The following is a 20,383-nucleotide window of genomic DNA, read 5'->3' on the forward strand; positions in this document are numbered from 1 at the left end:
GTGTGGTCATTTGAGGCCCATGGTGGCGATGCCCTGCACGAAGTAGCGCTGCAGGGACACGAAGAGCGCGAGGATCGGCGTGATGATCAGCACGGCCCCGGCGAGCAGCGTGCCGTAGTCGGTCGCGTACTGGCCGGTGGAGTAGAGCGAGAGCGCGACCGGCAGCGTGTACATCGACTCGGTCTGGCTCGCCACGAGCGGCCACAGGAAGTTGTTCCAGGAGCCGAGGAAGGTGAGGATGCCGAGGGTGGCCAGCGCGGGGCCGCACAGCGGCAGCACGACCCGGGTGAAGATCCTCGTCTCGGAGGCGCCGTCGATGCGCGCTGCCTCCAGCAGTGAGTCGGGGATGTCCAGCATGAACTGGCGCATCAGGAAGACGCCCACGGGCTGCGTGAGGAACGGCAGCACCAGGGCCCCGTACGTGTCGAGGATGCCCATCTTCGCGACGATCACGAAGAGCGGGACGAAGGTCACCACGCCGGGCACCATGATGGTCACCAGCACGACGCCGAGCAGGACGCGCTTCCCGGCGAAGTCCATCTTGGCCAGCGCGTAGCCGACCATCGAGCAGAACAGCAGGTTGCCGAGCACGGTGAGCACGGCGACGACGAGGCTGTTGCCGAAGAAGGTGCCGAAGTGCAGCTCGGTGAGCCAGCGGGCGAAGTTCCCGCCGGTGGGCGAGTGCGGCCACCACGTCGGGGGGTCGGCGAAGATCTCGTCCTGCGTCTTGAACGCGCCCAGCACCATCCAGGCGAACGGCGCGAGCCACACCACCACGCCGGCGGTCAGCACCACGTAGCTGAGCGAGCGCGCCGTCAGGCGTCCCGGCTGGGTCATGTGGCCCTCCTGAGCAGGCGGAACTGCAGGACGCCGACCGCCGCGATGATGACGAACATGATGTAGCTCGCCGCGGACGCCTTGGCGAAGTCGCCGAAGCCGAAGGCGTTGAACGTGTAGTACGTCATGGACAGCGTGGAGCCGAGCGGCCCGCCCTGCGTCATCACGAACGCCTCCTCGAAGAACTGCAGGTAGCCGACCGAGATGAGCACGCAGCCCAGCAGGATCGTGGGGCGCAGCAGCGGGAGCGTGATGCTGCGCAGGCGGCGCCAGGGCCCGGCGCCGTCCATCGACGCCGCCTCCGCGACGTCGGCCGGGACGGCCTGCAGCCCGGCCAGGAAGATCACCATGAGGGTCCCGGTGTTGCGCCAGACGGCCATCAGGATCAACGAGGGCAGGGCCCAGGTGGTGCTGTTCAGCCAGTCCGGCCCCTCGACCCCGGCCAGGGCGAGGACCATGTTGAGCAGCCCGTCGCGGGCGAGGATGTGACGCCAGATGACCGAGACCGCGACGACGCTCGTGACCACCGGCGCGTAGAAGGCGACGCGGTAGACCGGCCTGAGCCGGCGGACGCCCGAGTTGAGCGCCAGCGCCAGCCCCAGCCCGAGCGCCACCGTGGCGGGGATGCCGACGAGGACGAACAGCGCCGTCACCCCGGCGGCGTTCTGGAACTCCGGATCCGTGAGGACGTCCGCGTACTGCTGGAGGCCCACGAAGTCCACGTTGAAGGGCGACTGGATGTCCCGCGCGGTCAGGTCCGTGAAGGAGAAGCCGATCGAACCGGCGATCGGCAGGACCATGAACACCGCGAAGACGACGACGAACGGCGCGGCGAACAGCCAGGCGACCGTCGTCTGCCGGCGCCGGCGTTCGGAGTTGGCTCCCCCGGCCCGGCGGGCGCGCACGTCACGGGAGGCGCGCGCCCGTCCGGGGGCGGTGGGCGACATGGGGTTCGACACCGCTCAGGACACCCCGATGCCGTCGGCCTGCTGCTGGAGCTTGCGCAGCGTGTCCGCCACGGGCCGGCCGCCCTTGATGATCTGCTCGATCGCGGAGTCGCCCGCCGCGCCGACCTTGTCGAAGGCGACGAGCTGCGGCGGCGCCTTGGCCGTCTTGAGCTGCTCGGCGAACGCGGCGAGCGTCGGGTCGGCGAGCAGCGCCGGATCCCGCCACGCGCTCTGGGTCGCCGGCAGGTCGCCGCTGACCTTGTACCAGGCCGCCTGGGTCTGCGGCTCGCTGAGCCACTGGACGAGCTTCCAGGCGGAATCGGGGTTCTTGGCGGCCTTGAAGACCACGAGGTTCGCGCCGCCGACGAACGAGGTCGAGCTCTTCCCCGCCGGAAGCGGCGCGGTCGCATACTTGCCCGCGAACGCGTCCCCGCCGGCCTGGGAGATGGCGCCGCGCAGGAAGGGGCCGGCGACGAGCATCGGCGTCGTGCCCGTCAGGAAGTCCTTCACCGCGGCGGCGGGCGCCGTGTCGGCGTTCGGATCGGCGATGCGCTGCTTGAAGTACGACGCCAGGTACTCGTACGCCGAGGCGAACTCCGGCGTGTCGAGCGTCCACGAGGACTGGTCGGCGTTCATCAGCTCCGCGCCGTTGGACCACGGCATCCAGAGCGAGGACAGGAACGATCCGGTCGTGCCCGCGGGCAGCCGGATGCCCCATCTCGCACCGGCCTTGCGCTGCAGGTCGGCCGCCATCCGCCGCAGCTCGTCCCAGGTGGCCGGGGGCTTGTCCCAGCCGGCCTTGCGGGCGAGGTCCGTCCGGTAGTAGAGCGCTCGGACGTCGACGTACCACGGCACCTCCAGGAGCCGGCCGCCGATCGTTCCCGTCGAGACGGCTCCCGGGTACATGCCCGCCGTGCCGATGGCGTCGGGCACGGGCGCGAAGGCGTCCTTGAACACCGGCAACCCGGGCATCATGGCCAGGTCTGGAACGTTCCCGGCGGCGATGGCGGTCTGGAACTTCTGGTAGGCCGAGTCCCAGGGGATGGCGGTCACGTCGACCTTGACCCCCGGGTTGGCGGCCTCGAACTTCTTGACGAACTCGGGCAGGAGCTCGCCCTCGTTGCCCATCGCCCACATCGTGATCGCGCCGGCGGCCTTGGCCGCGACGCTGGAGGACGGCTGGGCCCGTCCGGCGCCCTCGTCGGCCCGGCCGCACGCGGTGAGCGCCGCCGCAACGGCGATCGCGGCCAGGGCCGCCACTGTTGATCTGTGTCGCACGGCCAGTTCCTTCCTGTCGGCCTGTGTTGCCTCCCCCGAACGGCTGTGAATTTATGCGCTTAACTCGCCAGAAATCCAGCCCCAATGCGCAATTGAGACAAACTCCGTCAGGAGCAGCCGCAGCTGCGGCCGAGCACCATGCGCGTCGGCAGCACGTACGACCTGGGGTGGGACACCCCCGCCGCGGTGTCGGTCAGGATGCGCACCGCGAGCCGCCCCATCGAGGCGAACGGCTGGCGGACCGTGGTCAGCGTCGGGTTCGAGAGCCGGCCGGCGACGATCCCGTCGAAGCCGGTGATCGCGACGTCGTCCGGCACCCGGAGGCCGTGCCGGGCCAGGAGGTCCAGCACGGTGAGCGCGAGCTGGTCGGTGGCGCAGACCAGGGCGTCCGGCACGTCGCCGGCCGCGATGGCGGCGCGCAACGAGCGCAGGCTGTCCTGGGCCAGCGCGGTGGTGTCGAACGGTTCCTCGGGGACCGGCAGCCCGTGCGCGGCCAGCGCCGCCTGGAACCCGGCGAACCGGGCGGCGATGTCGGGCGCGGCCGGCTCGCCGAGGAACGCGGGAGACCGGCGGCCGTGCCGCTCGACCAGGTGATCGACGAGCTCGCGCACGGCGCTCTCGTTGGCCACCGTGATGTGGTGCAGCGGGTCGTGCATGGGCGGGCTGCTGAAGATCACCACGGGCACGCCGCGTCCCACGTGCTCCAGCAGGTCGCGCGCCGCGCCGCCCGGGAAGATCGCCAGGCCGTCGACGCTGCCGGCCAGATCGAAGCTGCCCAGCGAGTCGCGGCTGGCCCCCGACCCGAGCATCACCGGGCGGCCCAGCCGCTGCGCCTCCAGCTCGAACCCGCGCTGGATCTCGTCGACGTAGAGCGGGAATCGCCGCACGTCACCGAGGCCGTCGAGCTCCCGGGCAACCATGGCGTCGAGATCCTGGGCGCCGAGGTCGGCGGGCAGGAACATGTCGAAGGCGTACAGGCCGAGCGCCTGGGAGCGGCCCTTCGCGAGCCCGCGCGCGCTGCCGCTCGGCACGTAGCCGAGGGCCCGCGCGGCCTGCAGGACCAGCTCGCGCGTCTCCGGGCGAACCCGCTCCGGCTGCCGGAAGGTGTGCGAGACCGTCGCGATGGAGACGCCTGCCCGCTCAGCGACGTCGTAGACGGTCGCCCTCTGCGCCACCGGACCATCACCCGCCCTTCCCGGCGTCGCCTGCGAACGGATCGTATCCGCTTCGGGTCACCACCCTACGCGCCGCGCCCGGCCGGTGATCACCACGCTCGTACGCGTACCGGAGGCGACCGGGATCTTGACGGGACGCCCGCGCCCAGTAAAACTAACCACCTGGTAGGAAATGGCTGCGCGCCGCGGGTTCGCCCTGCGTGCGCGGTGTTCACCTCCGCCGCCGCGCCGGCCCCTGCCCTCACCCCCCTCCAGAGAAGGTGGCCCATGTTCGGGAAGAAGTCCCTCACACTCTCAGCGGCGGTCGTCACGGCGGCCGTCTCTTCGCTCCTGGCGACGCCGGCCGCGCACGCCTCCGCCCGTGACACCGCCGTCGGCCACTACGTGGCCCTCGGCGACTCCTACACCGCGGGCCCGGGAATCCCGAACCAGACGGACGCCGACTGCGGTCGTTCCGACCGCAACTACCCGACCCTGACCGCGGCCGCGCGGACCGTCGCCGCCTTCACGGACGTCAGCTGCGCCGGCGCGACCACGGCGAACATGACCGGCGCACAGGGCGCGGCCCCGCCGCAGCTGGACGCGCTCCGCCCGGAGACGGACCTGGTCACGCTGGGGATCGGCGGCAACGACATCAACGTCAGCGGCATCATCGGCCGCTGCGTCATCCTCGGCAGGCTCAACCCCGGCGGCTCGCCGTGCAAGGCCGGCTACACCCTGGCCGGCATCGACCAGCTCGCCGGGCGCATCGCCGCCACCGGCGACAAGATCGACGCCGTGCTCCAGGAGATCAGGCGGCGCTCCCCCGGCGCGGACGTCCTCGTCGTCGGCTATCCGGTCATCATGCCGGACGACGGGAGCAACTGCTATGCGACCGTCCCCATCGCCAAGGGTGACGCGCCCTGGCTGCGGGACGTGGAGAAGCGCCTCAACACCATGCTCGCCGCCCGCGCCGCGGCGGGCGGCGCCCGATTCGTCGACACCTACACCGGCTCGGTGGGCCACGACCTGTGCAAGCCCCTCGGCGTCCGGTGGACGGAGCCGATGGAGGGCGTGGACTCGGTGGGACTCCACCCCAACGCCTCGGGCCACCAGGCCATGTCCACCGCCGTGCTGACCGCGGTGGACGCCGCCCGGCGCTGACGGCGCCGCCGCCGCGGATCCTGATGGCCGTCAGGTTCGGACGGCGCCGGTGATGCGGCGGCGGAACACCCAGTACGTCCACGCCTGGTAGGCCAGCACCAGGGGCGTGAAGACGGCCGCGACCCAGGTCATCACCGTCAGCGTGTACGGGCTGGAGGCCGCGTTGGTCACGGTGAGGCTGTTGGCCGGGTCCAGGGCGGGCATGACGTTCGGGAACAGGCCGGTGAAGATCGCGGCCACCAGGGCGACCACGGCGACCGCGCTGGCGGTGAAGGCCCACCCGTCACGGCCGCGCACGGTCGCGGCCACCGCGCCGGCCAGGCCGAGCGCGACCAGCGCCACGGCGGTCCACCGCAGCGCGCCGCCGCCGTCCGAGAGCAGCAGGAACGCCATCACGACCAGGAACGCCGCCGGGGAGATGCTCTTGGCCATCCGGCCGGCGGCCAGGCGCAGGTCGCCGGTGGTGCGCAGGGCCAGGAAGACCGCGCCGTGCAGGGTGAACAGCAGCAGCGTGGCCAGCCCGCCGAGCAGCGCGAACGGGTTGAGCAGGGTCAGCAGCGTGCCGGTGTACTCGTGCTCGGCGTTCAGCGGCACACCGCGCACGATGTTGGCGAACGCCACCCCCCACAGGAAGGCCGGGACGAGCGAGCCCCAGAACAGCGCCCGGTCCCAGCCGCGCGTGCTGTCGCTCTTGCTGCGGTACTCCAGGGCCACGCCGCGGGCGATGAGCGCCAGCAGGATGAGGAACAGCGGCAGGTAGAAGCCGCTGAACAGGGTGGCGTACCACTCGGGGAAGGCGGCGAAGGTCGCGCCGCCGGCCACCAGCAGCCACACCTCGTTGCCGTCCCACACCGGGCCGATGGTCTTCAGGACGGCCCGCCGGTCGGCCTCCTCGCGGCTCAGGACGGGCATCAGGATGCCGACGCCGAAGTCGAAGCCCTCCAGCAGGAAGTAGCCGGTCCACAGCACGGCGATCAGGACGAACCAGACGTTTTCCATGATTTCCTCAGTAGCTCAGCGCGGGGACGGCGGTCTCGGGCTCGTCCTGCTCGTTCGGCCCGATCCGGATGAACTTGACCAGCAGCCGGATCTCGATGATCGCGAGCACGGCGTAGGCCAGGGTGAAGCCGACCAGCGTGATGGCCACCGAGGGGACGTCCGCCGTCGGCGAGACGGCGTAGGCGGTGCGCATCAGCCCGAAGACGGTCCACGGCTGGCGGCCCATCTCGGTGAAGATCCAGCCCATGCTGTTGGCCAGGAACGGCAGGCCGATCCCGGCGATGGCCAGCCGGTAGGCCCAGCGGCCCGCGGGCAGCCGGCCGCGCCTGGTCAGCCAGAGCCCGGCGAGGGCGAGCAGCGCCGACAGCATGCCGAACCCGATCATCAACCGGAAGGACCAGTAGGCCAGGCCGACGATCGGCCGGTAGTCGCCGGGGCCGTACAGGGCCTGGTAGCGGGCCTGGATGTCGTTGATGCCCTCGACCTCGCCGTCCAGGGTGTTGGTGGACAGCAGGCTCAGGCCGTAGGGGATCTGCAGGTTGACGTGGTTGCGGCCGTTCTCGACGTCGCCGATGGCGAACAGGGAGAAGCCGGCGGAGGTCTCGTCCTCCCACAGGGCCTCGGCGGCGGCCATCTTCATCGGCTGCTGCTCGGTCATGATCTGGGCCTGCCAGTGGCCGGAGAACGACACCCCGACCGCCGAGACCAGACTGACGGCCAGCGCCAGCCGGGCCGAGGTGCGGAAGAGGGAGACGTCCCGCTTGCGCAGCAGGAACCAGGCGCTGACGCCCAGCACGAACGCGGCCGCGGTCAGGAACGCCCCGAACAGGACGTGCGGGAAGGTGACCAGCGTGGTCGAGTTGGTCAGCACGGCCCAGATGTCGGTCAGCTCGGCGCGGCCGTTGTTGATCCGGTAGCCGACGGGGTGCTGCATCCAGGAGTTGGCCGCCAGGATGAAGTAGGCCGAGATGTTGGTGCCGATGGCGGCCAGCCAGATCGTGGCCAGGTGCAGCCGGGGCGAGAGCCGGTCCCAGCCGAAGATCCACAGGCCGAGGAAGGTGGACTCCAGGAAGAAGGCCATCAGCCCCTCCATGGCCAGCGGCGCCCCGAACACGTCGCCGACGAAGCGGGAGTAGTCACTCCAGTTCATCCCGAACTGGAACTCCTGCACGATGCCCGTCACCACGCCCATGGCGAAGTTGATCAGGAACAGCCGGCCCCAGAACCGGGTCAGCCGCAGGTACTCCGGCTTCTTCGTCCGGTGCCACGCCGTCTGCAGACCGGCCACGATGATCGACAGGCCGATCGTGAGCGGCACGAAGAGGAAGTGGTAGACGGTCGTGATGCCGAACTGCCACCGGGAGAGATCCAGGACATCCATGCAGGCCAGGCTCCTCTTCCCGGCCGCCGCGCCGTAGGGCCGTGCGTCCCGGGGGCGAGGGACGTTGGTCCCATGAAGGGGCGAAAGGCCCAGTCCGGGGTACGGGGTGCCTGGACAGCTTCAACCCGCGTGGGGACGCAGCGGCAGGAGGAGACAGTGACAGCGACCGGCGACTTCGGCCACCGCATCCAGTACCACCGGCAGCGGCTGGGGCTCACCGTCGAGCAGGTGGCGGAGCGGGCGGACATGTCCGCCGGCTACCTCCGGTACATGGAGGAGCACGTGGACATCCCGGACAGGGGAACCCTGAACCGGCTGGCCGACGCGCTCGGGACCACCGGCCAGGACCTGCTGGGCGGCGGGCGCGACCGTCCGCCGGGCGTCGGGCCCGCGATGGCCGAGCCCGTCCTGGAGGTCCTCGACCGCGAGGAGTGCCTGCGCCTGATCGCGCCCGGCGGCATCGGCCGGATCGCGTTCAACGGCTCGCACGGGCCGACGGTGCTGCCCGTCAACTTCCGCGTGCACGACGGCGCCATCGTCTTCCGCACCGCCGCGGGCGGCCCGCTCGACCAGGACCTGCGGACCGGCCTGGAGGGCGTCGAGGTCATGGTGGGCTTCGAGGTGGACCGGATCGACGAGGCCCGGCGGCAGGGGTGGAGCGTGCTCGTGCAGGGGCCCGCCCACCACGTGACCCCGGACGAGCAGGCCGAGTCGGACGTCACCCCGTGGGCGGGCGGCGACCGGCGGCTGCACATCCGGATCGTCCCCCACCACGTCACCGGCCGCCGCATCCACTCCATGTGAGGGGACCGGCCCCGGATCCGTCCACCGCCACCACGATCTGACCGCCCATCGCACCTCTCCTGCCCGGGCTCCTCGCGCCCTCGGCTCCGCGCCGGTCAGCGGGACCGGACGGGCACGCGTCGGCGGTAGACGACGTAGGGCCGCCACAGGTACGCCACCGGCGCCGACCACACGTGCACCAGCCGGGTGAACGGCCAGATCGCGGCGAGCAGCCAGGCCGACATCGCGTGCAGCTGGAACAGCAGCGGCACGTCGGCCATCAGCCGCGGGTCGGGACGGAAGGTCAGCACGCCCCGGAACCAGACGGCGATCGTGGCCCGGTAGTCGTAGCCGCCGCCGAGCAGGTTGCTGCCCACGGTCGCGGCCATGCCGAGCACGATCACCCCGGCCAGCACGGTGAACAGCACCTTGTCGGCGCGGGTGGTGGTGCGCCGCACCCGCGGGCTGGTCAGGCGCCGGGCCAGCAGCAGCGTCAGGCCCGCGACGACCATGACCCCGGCCACGGTCCCGGCGCTGACCGACACCAGGTGGTAGAGGTGCTCGTCCACGCCGACGGCCTCGGTCCAGCTCTTGGGGACGAGCAGGCCGAGCACGTGACCGCCGATGGCCGCGAACGCGCCCAGGTGGAACAGCGGCGAGCCGAGCCGCAGCAGCCTGCTCTCCAGCACCTGCGTGGTACGGGTGGTCCAGCCGAACTGGTCCATCCGCCAGCGCCAGACGTGCCCGGCGACGAAGATCGTCAAGGCGACATAGGGGACGATCGCCCAGAGCACGACGCTCACGGCCGTACCTCACTCTCGTTCAGCGGCGGCCCGTACGGGGCCAGGCCGACCTCCTCGGCGGGCGGGCCGGCCAGGGCGAGGTCGGCCACCGCGGCCCGCTCGGCCTCCGACATGCCGGGCAGCACCGCGCACAGGGCGTCCAGCACGAGCGCGTACGGCGAGCCGGCCTCGTGCAGGGCGGTGCGGATGAGCTCCAGCCCCTTGCGGTGCTGGCGCAGCGGCGCCTCCCCCACGTCCGGTCCGGCCAGCGCGGCGAACTCGCACACCACCGGCAGGAAGTCGGGCAGCTCGCCCTCGGGCGGGGTGAGCCCGGCCACGCGGTAGCGCTGCTTGAGCGTCAGCAGGGCCATGCCCCGGCGGCGGGTGTCGCCGTGCAGGTAGTAGGTGAGGTAGAGGCTGGACCTGCGGCGCAGGTCGAAGGTCTCGACGTAGTGGCGGGCCAGCGGCATCGGCTGCCGGTCGCCGAACCACCACAGGAACTGCTCCAGCGCCTGGCGCGGATGCCCGTCGGGCAGCGCGGCGACGGCCGTGCGCAGCTCGGGGCGGGCGGCCAGCAGCCCGGCGTCCGGGTACTGCAGCAGCAGCGAGACCAGCCGGAGCAGCGCGGCGCGGTCCTGCGGCCGTTCGACGACGGTGTCGGGGGCGGGCAGCAGTCTCATGACGCCGGCCCCTTGCCGGTGAACAGCTTCAGGCCCAGGCGTCCGTCGCCGCGGCGGCCGGTCACGCCGGTCGGGTGGAACCCGCTCATCCCGGGGCCGCCGTCGCCGTCCAGGCTGCACCCGGCGGCCTGGGCCGACAACGCGGCGGCGTCCTCGCGGTGGGCGGCGGGCACGACGTAGCGCTCCTCGTACTTGGCGACGGCCAGCAGGCGGTACATCTCCTCCATGTCCCGCGCCGTCATCCCGGCCGACTCCAGCAGGTCCCCGGCCACGGTGCCGTCGAGGGTGCGGGCCCGCATGTAGCCGCGCATCGCCGACAGCTTCATCAGCACCCCGGCCACCACCTCGGTGTCCCCGGCGCTGAACAGCCCGGCCAGGTACTCCAGCGGGATGCGCAGGTCGGTGATGGCGTGGAAGACGTTGTCGGGGTCGTCGGCGTCCGCGCCGGCCCCGGTCACGGCGTCGAGCACCGGCGACAGCGGCGGGATGTACCAGACCATCGGCAGCGTGCGGTACTCCGGGTGCAGCGGCAGCGCCACCCGGTAGCGCATGGCCAGCCGGTAGATCGGCGAGCGCCGCGCGGCCTCGATCCAGTCCTCGCTGATCCCGCCGGCCCGCGCGGCGGCGGCCACCTGCGGGTCGTCGGGGTCGAGGAAGACCTTGCGCTGGGCCTCCAGCAGGTCGCGCGGGTCGGGCACGCGGGCGGCGGCGAGCACGGCGTCGGCGTCGTACAGGACGAGGCCGATGTAGCGCAGCCGGCCCACGCAGGTCTCGGCGCACACGGTCGGCTGTCCCGCCTCGATGCGGGGGAAGCAGAACGTGCACTTCTCGGCCTTGCCGGTCTTGTGGTTGACGTACACCTTCTTGTACGGGCACGACGAGACGCACATGCGCCAGCCGCGGCAGCGGTCCTGGTCCACCAGGACGATGCCGTCCTCCTCCCGCTTGTACATCGCGCCGGAGGGGCAGGCGGCCACGCACGCCGGGTTGAGGCAGTGCTCGCAGATGCGCGGCAGGTGGAACATGAAGGTCTGGTCGAACTCCATGCGCACCTTCTCGGCCATGGCCGCCAGATTGGGGTCGCCGTGGGCGTGCTCGGGGGCGCCGCCGAGGTCGTCCTCCCAGTTGGCGCCCCACGTGATGTTCATGTCCTTGCCGGTGATGGCCGACTTGGGACGGATGACCGGCACGTGCGGCCCGGCGGGGGCGTTGAGCAGGGTGTCGTAGTCGTAGGTGGCCGGCTCGTAGTAGTCGTCCAGGTCCGGCAGGTCGGGGTTGGAGAACAGGCTGAGCAGCCGCTTGACCCGGCCGCCCGCGCGCAGCTTGAGCCGGCCGCGCCCGTCGAGCTGCCAGCCGCCGTGCCAGCGTTCCTGGTCCTCGTACCGCTTGGGGTAGCCGACGCCGGGCTTGGTCTCGACGTTGTTGAACCAGACGTACTCGACGCCGTCCCGGTTCGTCCAGGTCTGCTTGCAGGTGACGGAACAGGTGTGGCAGCCGATGCACTTGTCCAGGTTCATCACCATGGCGACCTGTGCCATGACGCGCATCAGTAGGTCACCTCCTGGCCGCGGCGGCGGATCACCGTGATCTCGTCACGCTGGTTGCCGGTCGGCCCGTAGTAGTTGAAGGCGTAGGTGAACTGCGCGTACCCGCCGATGAGGTGGCTGGGCTTGAGCAGCAGCCGGGTGAGGGAGTTGTGCACGCCGCCGCGCCGGCCCGAGCGCTCGGTGAGCGGGACGTTCACGTTGCGGTCCTTGGCGTGGTACATGTACACCGTCCCGGCCGGCATCCGGTGGGAGACGACCGCCCTGGCCACGACCACGCCGTTGCGGTTGTACGCCTCGATCCAGTCGTTGTCGGCGGCCCCGATCGAGGCGGCGTCCTCGACGCTCATCCAGATCGTCGGCCCGCCCCGCGACAGGGCCAGCATGTACGCGTTGTCCTGGTACTCCGAGTGGATCGACCACTTCGAGTGCGGCGTCAGGTACCGCACGGTGACCTCGGCGCCCTGCCCGTCAGCCTGCCCGTCGCGCTGGTCGCCGTGGTGGCGGCGCAGGTCGAGCGGCGGCCGGTAGGCGGGAAGCTGCTCGCCCAGCTCGATGATCCAGTCGTGGTCGAGGAAGAACTGCTGCCGGCCGGTCAGGGTGTGCCATGGTTTGTCGCGTTCGACGTTGATGACGAACGCGGAGTAGCGGCGCCCGCCGGTCTCCGAGCCCGACCACTCGGGCGAGGTGATCACCGGCTGCGGTCTCGACCGCGTGTCGGCGAACGTGATGCGCTTGCCCTCGTGCTCGGCGGCCAGGTCGGCGAGCCTGGTCCCGGTGCGCTTCTCCATGGTCTCGAAGCCCTGGGTGGCCAGGCGGCCGTTGGTGGTGCCGGACAGCGCGAGGATGGCCTCGCACATCCGGTCGGCGGTGCTCAGGGAGATGTGGCCCTCGGGGGTCTCGCCGTTCTGCTCACGCAGGCGGTCCAGCTCGGGGCCCACCCGGTAGGTGATGCCCTTGGTGGTCAGGCCCAGGTCGGCGAAGAGCGGCCCGATCCCGCGGACGCGCTCGGCGACGGCGCCGTAGTCGCGCTCGACCGTGACGATCTTGGGCATCGTCCGGCCCGGGACGGGCTCGCACTCGCCGTGCTTCCAGTCGCGCACCCGGCCGCCCGGCTGGGCCAGCTCGTCCGGGGTGTCGTGGGTGAGCGGGACGGCCAGCACGTCGGTGCGCCGGCCCAGGTGGCGGGCGGCCAGCTTGGAGAAGGCGTCGGCCAGCCCGAGGAAGGCGTCGTGGTCGGACCTGGTCTGCCAGGGCGGGGCGATGGCCGGGTTGAAGGCGTGCACGAACGGGTGCATGTCGGTGCTGGACAGGTCGTGCTTCTCGTACCAGGTGGCGGCGGGCAGGACGACGTCGGAGAACAGCGCCGTGGACGTCATCCGGAAGTCGATCGTCGTCAGCAGGTCGAGCTTGCCCTCCGCGGCGTTCTCCCGCCAGGTCACCTCGGCCGGGCGCAGCCCCTCGGACGTCTCCTCGTTGCGCGCCTCGGCGTCGGCGCCGAGCAGGTGGCGCAGGAAGTACTCGTTGCCCTTGCCGGACGAGCCGAGCAGGTTGGCCCGCCACACGGTCAGCACCCGCGGGAAGTTGGCCGGGTCGCCCGGGTCCTCGGCGGCGAAGCGCAGCCGCCCGGCCTTCAGCTCGTCCACCACGTGCTCGGCCACCGGGACGCCGCGCGCGGCGGCCTCGTCGGCGAGCTTGAGCGGGTTGCGGTCGAACGTCGGGTGCGAGGGCAGCCAGCCCAGCCGGGCCGCCTGGGCGTTGCAGTCGGCGAACGAGCGGCCCGCGAACCTGCCCTCGCCCAGCGGGCTGGCCAGCTCGCCGGCCCCGAAGCTCTCGTAACGCCACTGGTCGGTGGCCAGGTACCAGAACGCGGTGCCGGCCATGTGCCGGGTCGGGCGCTGCCAGTCGAAGCCGAAGGCCAGGTGCTGGAAGCCGGTGACCGGGCGGACTTTCTCCTGGCCCACGTAGTGCGCCCAGCCGCCGCCGTTGACGCCCTGGCAGCCGGTCAGCAGCACCAGCGTCAGGAACGAGCGGTAGATCTGGTCGGAGTGGAACCAGTGGTTGGTGCCGGCGCCCATCGCGATCATCGACCGGCCCTGCGTGCGCTCGGCGTTGCGGGCGAACTCGCGGGCGATCCTGGCGATCGTGGCGGCCGGGACCGAGGTGATCTCCTCCGCCCAGGCCGGGGTGTAGGGCTGCGTGGCGTCCTCGTAGCTCGCCGGCCATTCGCCGGGCAGGTCGCGGGCCACGCCGTACTGGGCCATGAGCAGGTCGAACACCGTCGTGACGAGCTTGCCGGCCAGCTCGGTGACCGGGACGCCGCGGCGCATGACCGAGCCGCCCTCGGTGGGGCCCTCGTCGAAGCGCGGCAGGTCCACCTCGACCGCGCGCCCGGACCGGCCGAGCAGGGTCAGCGCGGGGACGGCGCCGTCCAGGTCGAGGTTCCAGCGGCCCTCGCCCTCCTGGCCCCAGCGGTGGCCGAGCGAGCCGTTCGGCACCTGCGCGGCGCCGGTCGTCTCGTCCAGGAAGACGGTCTTGAACTCGGCGTTCTCGCTCTCCTGGCCCAGGTCGGCCGCGGTCAGGAAGCGGCGCGGCACGTACGCGTCGCCGCGCGGCTCCAGCGTCACCAAGAACGGCAGGTCGGTGTACTTGCGCACGTAGTCGGTGAAGTACGGCACCTGGCGGTCGCGGAAGAACTCGGTCAGCGTCACGTGGCCCATCGCCATGGCCAGGGCGCCGTCGGTGCCGGGGTGCGGCGCGAGCCAGTCGTCGGCGAACTTGACGTTGTCGGCGTAGTCCGGGCTGACCGCGACGACCTTGGTGCCCTGGTAGCGGGCCTCGGTCATGAAGTGGGCGTCCGGGGTGCGGGTGACCGGGATGTTGGAGCCCCACATGATCAGGTAGCGGGAGTTCCACCAGTCGGCCGCCTCGGGCACGTCGGTCTGGTCGCCCCACACCTGCGGCGAGGCGATCGGCAGGTCGGCGTACCAGTCGTAGAACGACAGCAGCGTGCCGCCGATCATCGACAGGAAGCGGGTGCCGGCCGCGAACGAGGCCATCGACATCGCCGGGATCGGCGAGAAGCCCACCACCCGGTCGGGGCCGTGGTCCTTGATGGTGTGCACGTGGGCGGCGGCCATGAGCTCCAGGACCTCGTCCCAGCTCGACCGGACGAACCCGCCCTTGCCGCGGGCCCGCTTGTAGGCCCGCGCGCGCTCGGGGTCGCCGGTCAGCTCCGCCCACGCCAGCACGGGGTCGCCCAGCCTGGCCTTGGCCTCGCGCCACATCTCCAGCAGCACCCCGCGCACGTACGGGTAGCGCACCCGCGAGGGAGAGTAGGTGTACCAGGAGAAGGACGCGCCACGGGGACAGCCGCGCGGCTCGTACTCGGGCGACTCCGGGCCGACCGACGGGTAGTCGGTGGCCTGGTGCTCCCACGTGATCAGGCCGTCCTTGACGAACACCTGCCAGGAGCACGAGCCCGTGCAGTTCACGCCGTGCGTCGAGCGCACCACCTTGTCGTGCGCCCACCGGTCCCGGTAGAAGCGGTCCCAGGCGCCGGGATCGACCTGGTGCAGGGTGCGGCCGTCGGCCGACACCTCCGCCCTGGTGAAGAACTTCCTGGCCGCCAGCAACGGCCCCATGCCCGGGATCGCGTCTATGTCGCTCACAACTCTTCCCCTGCCACAACGGTCATGGATCCAGGCTGGTGGGCGGGCAGGCGCTCCCGGCAGGGACCAAAGTCCCTTCGTACCGGCCGATGGGCCCACGACCGGCGCCCGGGACCTTGGTCCCTACTTCCGGGTGACGGGAGGCGGTAGCGTCGGAGGCATGATTCGTGTGTTCCTTCTCGACGATCACGAGGTCGTGCGGCGTGGCGTGGCCGCCCTGCTGGGCTCCGAGGACGACATCGAGGTGATCGGCGAGGCCGGGACCGCCGAGTCGGCGATCGCCCGCATCCCGGCGCTGAAGCCCGACGTCGCGGTGCTCGACGTGCGCCTGCCCGACGGCAACGGCGTCGACGTGTGCCGGGAGGTGCGCTCGAAGCTGCCGGGGCTGGCCTGCCTCATGCTGACCTCGTTCGCCGACGACGACGCCCTGTTCGACGCGGTGATGGCCGGCGCGTCGGGCTACGTGCTCAAGCAGATCCACGGCTCCGACCTGGTCGGCGCGGTGCGCACGGTGGCCTCCGGGCAGTCGCTGCTCGACCCGCAGACCACCGCCGCCATGTTGCAGCGGCTGCGCGACCAGGCCGCCCGGCAGGACCCGCTGGCGGCGCTGTCGGAGCAGGAGCGGAACATCCTCGACCTGATCGGCGAGGGGCTGACCAACCGGCAGATCGGCGAGCGCATGTTCCTGGCCGAGAAGACGGTCAAGAACTACGTGTCCAACCTGCTGGCCAAGCTCAACATGCAGCGCCGGACGCAGGCCGCCGCGCTGTCGGCGCGGTTGCGGGCCGACCGTCGCGACTGAGCGCCCCCCGCGTCCTGTCGTCCACGCCGATCGGGCGGATCGTCTTCACCGATCGCGCCCTGCCGGCCGTGCAGCCGGTCAACTTCTGCCTCGACGGAGAGCGCGTCGTCATCCGCACCTCGATCGGGTCGAAGCTGGCCGCGGCCACCCGGCAGGCCGTGGTGGCGTTCGAGGCCGACGAGTTCGATCCCGCGATGCGCACCGGCTGGTCGGTGACGGCGGTCGGGCACGCGCGGGCGGTGACCGATCCGGCCGAGACGGCCCGGCTGGCCGCGCTGCCCCTGTCCCCGTGGGCTCCGGGCAGCCGCGACCACTACATCGTGGTCGACGCCGAGCAGCTGTCCGGCCGCCGGATCGCCGGCTGAACTGCCGTCAAGGCGCGGGGCCCGGCCGGACGGCCGGGCCCCGCCTTTGCGTGGGGTGCGGTCAGCGCCTTTGCGTGGGGTGCGGTCAGCGCCTTTGCGTGGGGTGCGGTCAGCGCGAGCCGGCCGGGCCGGCCACGCGGCGGGCGGCCAGCGCGCGGACCGCGGTCACCGTCAGGGCCAGCGTCACCACGGCGGTGACCGCCAGCAGGGCCAGGCCGAGGCCGTACGAGCCGAGCCGACCGTACAGGAAGCCCATCACCAGCGGCGGGACGAACCCGCCGAGCCCGCCGGCGGCGCCGACCAGGCCGGTGACCGTGCCGACCTTGTCGGCCGGGGCGACCTGCGCGACCAGCGCGAAGGTGGCGCCGCTGCCGGCGCCGAGCGCGGCGGCCATGGTCAGGAACGCGATCGTGCCGACCGGCATGAGGCCGGGGGTGAGCGCCTGCACGGCCGCCGTACCGGCGGTGAGGACGAACACGCCGGTCAGCACGGGCACCGGGCCGACGCGGTCCGACAGCCAGCCGCCGATCGGCCGGGCCAGCACGGCCAGCACGACGAACCCGGCCATCCTGTTGGCGGCGTCGGCCTGCTCCAGCCCGTAGCCGGTCTGCAGGTAGGCGGGCAGGTAGACCGAGAAGGCGACGTAACCGCCGAAGGCGACCGCGTACAACACGCACGCCTGCCAGGTGATCGGCAGCCTGAGCGCGGCGGCCATGCGGGCACCGAGCGGCTGGGTGACGACGGCACGGCCGGGCGCGTCGCGCAGCACCAGCCACGCCACGACCGCGTACGCGGCCAGCACGACGGCGGTGATGAGGAACGGCACGGCGGCGCCGCCGGCGCGGACCAGCGGGACGGTGGTCAGCGCGCTGATCGCGGTGCCGCCCATCCCCGCGCCGAAGATCCCGACCGCCAGGCCGCGCCGGTTCGGCGGGAACCAGGCGTTGACGAACGGCACCCCGACGGCGAACACGGTGCCGCCGACGCCGAGGAAGAACCCGCCGATCAGCAGCGAGACCATCGACGTCTGCCCGAACAGGCCGATGAACAGGACGGGGACGATGGTGGCCGCCGAGACCAGCGGGAACATCACCCGCCCGCCGAACCTGTCGGTGAGCGCGCCGACCGGGATGCGGCCCAGCGACCCCACGATCACCGGGACGGCCACCAGCAGCGCCTGCTGCCCGGCCGACAGCCCGAGCAGCTCCTTGAAACGCGGCCCGAGCGGACTGAGCAGGGCCCAGGCCCAGAAGTTCACCGCGAAGCCCAGGGTCGCCAGGGTGAGCATCAACGCCGGGCTGCGGCCGGGGGTGGGGGCCGGTGCGTTCGTCATGTCTTCCTCACGTGGTTCATGCGGAGGTGGGGCGGCCTGGATGGCCGCGATCACCTGGCTGTGCCGTCCCATCACAGCTCAGCGGGCATGACGCGGGGTATGGACGAAGGTCCCGACCTCCCGGGACTTAGGACGCGCGAGGGGCCGGGGCGGCCGTCACAGCGGGACGTGCCAGCGCAGGCGGGTGCCGCCCTCCTCCGGCGTCTCCAGCTCGGCGGCCCCGCCGAGGTCGGCGGCCCGTTCCTCGATGTTGCGCAGGCCGCTGCGCCGCCCGCCGTCGCCCACGCCGACGCCGTTGTCGCCGACGAGGAGGGTGAGCCGGCCGCCGGCGACCTCGATGGAGACCTCGGCCCGGGTGGCGTGGGAGTGGCGCACCACGTTGGACAGCGCCTCGCGCAGGACGGCGAGCAGGTGACCGGCCACCTGGTCGGGCACCAGGGTGTCGATCTGGCCCTCCATGCGCAGGCCGGGCATGAACCCCAGGTGCGCGCCCGCCCCCTCCACCAGGTCGACGATCTTCGTGCGCAGGCTCGGCGCGGCGTCCTCGCGCGGGGCCTGGAGGGCGAAGATGGACGAGCGGATCTGCCGGATGGTCTCGTCCAGCTCGTCGATGGCGTGCTGGAGCCGTTTGCCCGCCTCCGGCCGCTCGACCAGCCGGACGGTGCTCATCAGCGTCATGGCCGTGGCGAACAGCCGCTGGATGACGACGTCGTGCAGGTCCTTGGCGATGCGGTCGCGGTCCTCCAGCAGGCCGAGCCGTTCGGCGTCGCGGCGGGCCTCGGCCAGCTCCAGCGCGATCGCCGCCTGCCCCGCGAACGACTCCAGCATCTGCTGGTCGGCCCCGCTGAACGGCAGCCGCCCGCCGCGCTTGGCCAGCATGAGCACGCCGCGCACGCGGGGGGCGGCGCCCAGCGGCACCATCAGGCCGGGGCCGTAGCCCAGCCGCCGCAGCGGCGAGTCGGGGTAGGGCGCGCCCGGCAGGTCGCGTTCGGACCTGGGCTCGCCGTGCGTGAACGCCTCCCCCGCCAGGGTGGCCGAGACGTCGAACGCCATCCCCAGCAGCTCGTCGGCGCCCTCGCCCTCGGCCACGTCGACGGTCAGCGTGCCGCCCGACGGGTCGGGCAGCAGCACCTGGACCAGGTCGGCGTCGGTCATCTGGCGGGCCCGCGCCGCCATGGTGGTGAGCACCTCGCGGGAGCCGGCGCCGGACAGCAGACTGGTGGTGATCTCCGAGGACGCCTGCAGCCAGGTCTCGCGCCGGCGCGACTCCTCGTACAGCCGGGCGTTCTCCACGGCGACGCCGGCGGCGGTGGCCAACGCGATCACGATGGCCTCGTCCTCCTCGTCGAAGTCGCCGCCGCCGCGTTTCTCGGTCAGGTAGAGGTTGCCGAACACCTCGTCGCGCACCCGCACGGGGACGCCGAGGAAGGTGCCCATCGGCGGGTGGCCGGGCGGGAAGCCGTAGGACTCGGGGTGGTCGGAGATGCGGCCCAGCCGCAGCGGGCGGGCGTCCTTGATCAGCAGGCCGAGCAGGCCCAGCCCGTGCGGCCAGTGCTCGATCCGGGCGATCTCCTCCTCGCTCAGCCCCACCGGGATGAACTGGACGAGCGTCTGCTCCTCGCCGACCACGCCGAGCGCCCCGTAGCTGGCGTCCACCAGCTTGGTGGCCGTCTCGACGATCCGCCGCAGCACGGTCTCCAGGTCGAGGTCGCTGCCCACCGAGACGACGGCCTCCAGCAGCGCGTGCACCCGATCGCGGGTGGCGAGGACGGCGTTGAGCCTCGTCTGCAGCTCGGCCAGCAGCTCGTCGAGCCGCATCTGGGGCATCAGGCTACGCTGCTCACTTTCCGACATACCGTTCAGTGTCCCAGCAAGTGCCCTCGCCGCCGGAATCAGCCCGCCGGGCCCGTCCGCCTCTACAGCAGCGGCGGGACGGTGAACAGGTCGTCCCGGTCGCGTTCCAGCTCGGTCACGACGTCGACGACGCCCTCCACCGCCCGGACCGCCTCCGTCAGCGCGGCGGCCCGTGCGCGGGTCGCCACCCTGCCGGTGATCGTGACCACGCCGGCGTCGACCGTGACCGCGAACGTGCCGTCCGGCGGGAGCACGGCCCTGACGTCCGCCTCCAGCTCGGCGGCCGGGCGGGTGAAGACGCGCAGCACGTCGCGCTGGTGCAGGGTGCCGACGACGCGTCCGGTGACCGGGTCGATCACCGGAAGCTGCCTGATCCGCCGGGCGTGCATGATCCTGGCCGCCTCGCGCACCGGCATGCCCGGGGTGACCGTGACCGCCGGCGACGTCATCAGCTCCGCGGCGGTGACGGCGGCGGCCTTGCGCTGCTCCTGCCGCCGCGCCCGCGAGTCGAGGACGGAGACGGCGTGCCGGGCCCGGCCGGTCTCCTTGAGCAGCAGGTCGTCCTCCGACACCACGCCCACCGGCCGCCGGTCGGCGTCGATCACGGTGACCGCGCCCACCGCGTACCGCTTCATCGCCGCCACGATGTCGGCGAACGACGCGTGCTCCAGCACCGCGATCGCCACGCGTCCCATGACGTCCTTGACCTCGATCGACATGATCGCCACCTCGCTTTCCGCCTCCACGGTCCCGCGCGCGGGGGCGGTGGCGGCAGCGGCGAACGTCCCGCGGGCGAGGGGCTAAGGTCC

Annotated in this window: 17 protein-coding genes; 4 read left to right on the forward strand and 13 right to left on the reverse strand. The window is 72.2% G+C overall.

The window, feature by feature from the left end:
- Window positions 1–6: 6 nt before the first annotated feature.
- The 4 genes from AB0C33_RS47950 to AB0C33_RS47965 all read right to left on the reverse strand — a co-directional run bounded on the left by AB0C33_RS47950 (window position 7) and on the right by AB0C33_RS47965 (window position 4,237).
- Window positions 7–837 (reverse strand): carbohydrate ABC transporter permease, encoded by an 831-nt coding sequence (locus AB0C33_RS47950; protein ID WP_358301467.1) that lies wholly within the window; start codon window positions 835–837, stop codon window positions 7–9.
- Window positions 834–1,796 (reverse strand): sugar ABC transporter permease, encoded by a 963-nt coding sequence (locus AB0C33_RS47955; RefSeq protein ID WP_358301470.1) that lies wholly within the window; start codon window positions 1,794–1,796, stop codon window positions 834–836. The genes AB0C33_RS47950 and AB0C33_RS47955 overlap by 4 nt, the downstream gene beginning before the upstream one ends.
- Window positions 1,797–1,799: 3 nt before the next feature.
- Window positions 1,800–3,062 carry an extracellular solute-binding protein gene (locus AB0C33_RS47960; RefSeq protein WP_358301472.1) on the reverse strand — a complete coding sequence of 421 codons (1,263 nt, stop codon included), beginning with the start codon at window positions 3,060–3,062 and terminating at the stop codon, window positions 1,800–1,802.
- Window positions 3,063–3,169: 107 nt separating this feature from the next.
- Entirely contained in the window at window positions 3,170–4,237 is a 1,068-nt protein-coding gene (locus AB0C33_RS47965; RefSeq protein WP_358301473.1) for a LacI family DNA-binding transcriptional regulator, read from the reverse strand.
- A gap of 267 nt (window positions 4,238–4,504) precedes the next feature.
- Between AB0C33_RS47965 and AB0C33_RS47970 the strand changes: the two genes are divergently transcribed.
- Window positions 4,505–5,380 carry an SGNH/GDSL hydrolase family protein gene (locus AB0C33_RS47970; protein WP_358301475.1) on the forward strand — a complete coding sequence of 292 codons (876 nt, stop codon included), beginning with the start codon at window positions 4,505–4,507 and terminating at the stop codon, window positions 5,378–5,380.
- Between the two features lie 30 nt (window positions 5,381–5,410).
- On the opposite strand, the gene cydB is transcribed toward AB0C33_RS47970, so the two are convergent.
- Window positions 5,411–6,379, reverse strand: coding sequence for a cytochrome d ubiquinol oxidase subunit II (cydB, locus tag AB0C33_RS47975; protein WP_358301477.1), 969 nt, complete (start codon window positions 6,377–6,379; stop codon window positions 5,411–5,413).
- Between the two features lie 7 nt (window positions 6,380–6,386).
- Window positions 6,387–7,760, reverse strand: a complete 1,374-nt coding sequence (locus tag AB0C33_RS47980) for a cytochrome ubiquinol oxidase subunit I (protein WP_352326394.1) — start codon at window positions 7,758–7,760, stop codon at window positions 6,387–6,389.
- 156 nt (window positions 7,761–7,916) lie between these two features.
- Here AB0C33_RS47980 and AB0C33_RS47985 point away from each other — a divergent pair, with 156 nt between their 5' ends.
- Complete coding sequence (locus AB0C33_RS47985) at window positions 7,917–8,564, forward strand: pyridoxamine 5'-phosphate oxidase family protein (RefSeq protein WP_358301479.1); 648 nt, start codon at window positions 7,917–7,919, stop codon at window positions 8,562–8,564.
- A 95-nt stretch (window positions 8,565–8,659) separates the two neighbouring features.
- Here the strand turns inward: AB0C33_RS47985 and narI are convergent, their stop codons facing one another.
- The 4 genes from narI to AB0C33_RS48005 are packed head-to-tail and all read right to left on the reverse strand — an operon-like array spanning window position 8,660 to window position 15,193.
- The gene (gene narI / locus AB0C33_RS47990; protein ID WP_358301481.1) at window positions 8,660–9,346 is read right to left on the reverse strand and encodes a respiratory nitrate reductase subunit gamma; all 687 of its coding nucleotides are present in this window, start codon (window positions 9,344–9,346) and stop codon (window positions 8,660–8,662) included.
- Complete coding sequence (gene narJ, locus AB0C33_RS47995) at window positions 9,343–10,005, reverse strand: nitrate reductase molybdenum cofactor assembly chaperone (RefSeq protein WP_358301483.1); 663 nt, start codon at window positions 10,003–10,005, stop codon at window positions 9,343–9,345. The genes narI and narJ overlap by 4 nt, the downstream gene beginning before the upstream one ends.
- On the reverse strand, window positions 10,002–11,552 hold the full coding sequence (gene narH, locus AB0C33_RS48000; protein WP_358301485.1) for a nitrate reductase subunit beta: 1,551 nt from the start codon (window positions 11,550–11,552) through the stop codon (window positions 10,002–10,004). The genes narJ and narH overlap by 4 nt, the downstream gene beginning before the upstream one ends.
- Window positions 11,552–15,193 (reverse strand): nitrate reductase subunit alpha, encoded by a 3,642-nt coding sequence (locus tag AB0C33_RS48005; RefSeq protein WP_358301528.1) that lies wholly within the window; start codon window positions 15,191–15,193, stop codon window positions 11,552–11,554. The genes narH and AB0C33_RS48005 overlap by 1 nt, the downstream gene beginning before the upstream one ends.
- 187 nt (window positions 15,194–15,380) lie before the next feature.
- Here AB0C33_RS48005 and AB0C33_RS48010 point away from each other — a divergent pair, with 187 nt between their 5' ends.
- Both AB0C33_RS48010 and AB0C33_RS48015 read left to right on the forward strand, forming a co-directional pair.
- A complete protein-coding gene (locus tag AB0C33_RS48010; protein ID WP_352351499.1) occupies window positions 15,381–16,022 on the forward strand; it encodes a response regulator transcription factor in 642 nt (213 codons plus the stop codon).
- Window positions 16,023–16,036: 14 nt separating this feature from the next.
- Window positions 16,037–16,387, forward strand: a complete 351-nt coding sequence (locus tag AB0C33_RS48015; protein ID WP_358301531.1) for a pyridoxamine 5'-phosphate oxidase family protein — start codon at window positions 16,037–16,039, stop codon at window positions 16,385–16,387.
- 109 nt (window positions 16,388–16,496) lie between these two features.
- Here AB0C33_RS48015 and AB0C33_RS48020 read toward each other — a convergent pair whose 3' ends face one another.
- The 3 genes from AB0C33_RS48020 to AB0C33_RS48030 all read right to left on the reverse strand — a co-directional run bounded on the left by AB0C33_RS48020 (window position 16,497) and on the right by AB0C33_RS48030 (window position 20,293).
- Window positions 16,497–17,720: an MFS transporter gene (locus AB0C33_RS48020; protein WP_358301488.1), complete on the reverse strand. Its 1,224-nt coding sequence runs from the start codon at window positions 17,718–17,720 to the stop codon at window positions 16,497–16,499.
- Between the two features lie 156 nt (window positions 17,721–17,876).
- Window positions 17,877–19,574 (reverse strand): GAF domain-containing protein, encoded by a 1,698-nt coding sequence (locus AB0C33_RS48025; protein ID WP_358301490.1) that lies wholly within the window; start codon window positions 19,572–19,574, stop codon window positions 17,877–17,879.
- Window positions 19,575–19,636: 62 nt separating this feature from the next.
- Window positions 19,637–20,293: a CBS domain-containing protein gene (locus tag AB0C33_RS48030; protein WP_358301493.1), complete on the reverse strand. Its 657-nt coding sequence runs from the start codon at window positions 20,291–20,293 to the stop codon at window positions 19,637–19,639.
- Window positions 20,294–20,383: the final 90 nt, after the last annotated feature.

The sequence above is a fragment of the Nonomuraea sp. NPDC048881 genome (genome assembly GCF_040649795.1).
Lineage (GTDB): Bacteria > Actinomycetota > Actinomycetes > Streptosporangiales > Streptosporangiaceae > Nonomuraea.

Coding starts and splice junctions, on each gene's coding strand:
- AB0C33_RS47950 (WP_358301467.1), bottom strand. CDS start 837: ATGACCCAGCCGGGACGCCTGACGGCGCGCTCGCTCAGCTACGTGGTG.
- AB0C33_RS47970 (WP_358301475.1), top strand. CDS start 4,505: ATGTTCGGGAAGAAGTCCCTCACACTCTCAGCGGCGGTCGTCACGGCG.
- cydB (WP_358301477.1), bottom strand. CDS start 6,379: ATGGAAAACGTCTGGTTCGTCCTGATCGCCGTGCTGTGGACCGGCTAC.
- AB0C33_RS47980 (WP_352326394.1), bottom strand. CDS start 7,760: ATGGATGTCCTGGATCTCTCCCGGTGGCAGTTCGGCATCACGACCGTC.
- narJ (WP_358301483.1), bottom strand. CDS start 10,005: ATGAGACTGCTGCCCGCCCCCGACACCGTCGTCGAACGGCCGCAGGAC.
- narH (WP_358301485.1), bottom strand. CDS start 11,552: ATGCGCGTCATGGCACAGGTCGCCATGGTGATGAACCTGGACAAGTGC.
- AB0C33_RS48005 (WP_358301528.1), bottom strand. CDS start 15,193: ATGGGGCCGTTGCTGGCGGCCAGGAAGTTCTTCACCAGGGCGGAGGTG.
- AB0C33_RS48010 (WP_352351499.1), top strand. CDS start 15,381: ATGATTCGTGTGTTCCTTCTCGACGATCACGAGGTCGTGCGGCGTGGC.
- AB0C33_RS48020 (WP_358301488.1), bottom strand. CDS start 17,720: ATGACGAACGCACCGGCCCCCACCCCCGGCCGCAGCCCGGCGTTGATG.
- AB0C33_RS48025 (WP_358301490.1), bottom strand. CDS start 19,574: ATGTCGGAAAGTGAGCAGCGTAGCCTGATGCCCCAGATGCGGCTCGAC.
- AB0C33_RS48030 (WP_358301493.1), bottom strand. CDS start 20,293: ATGTCGATCGAGGTCAAGGACGTCATGGGACGCGTGGCGATCGCGGTG.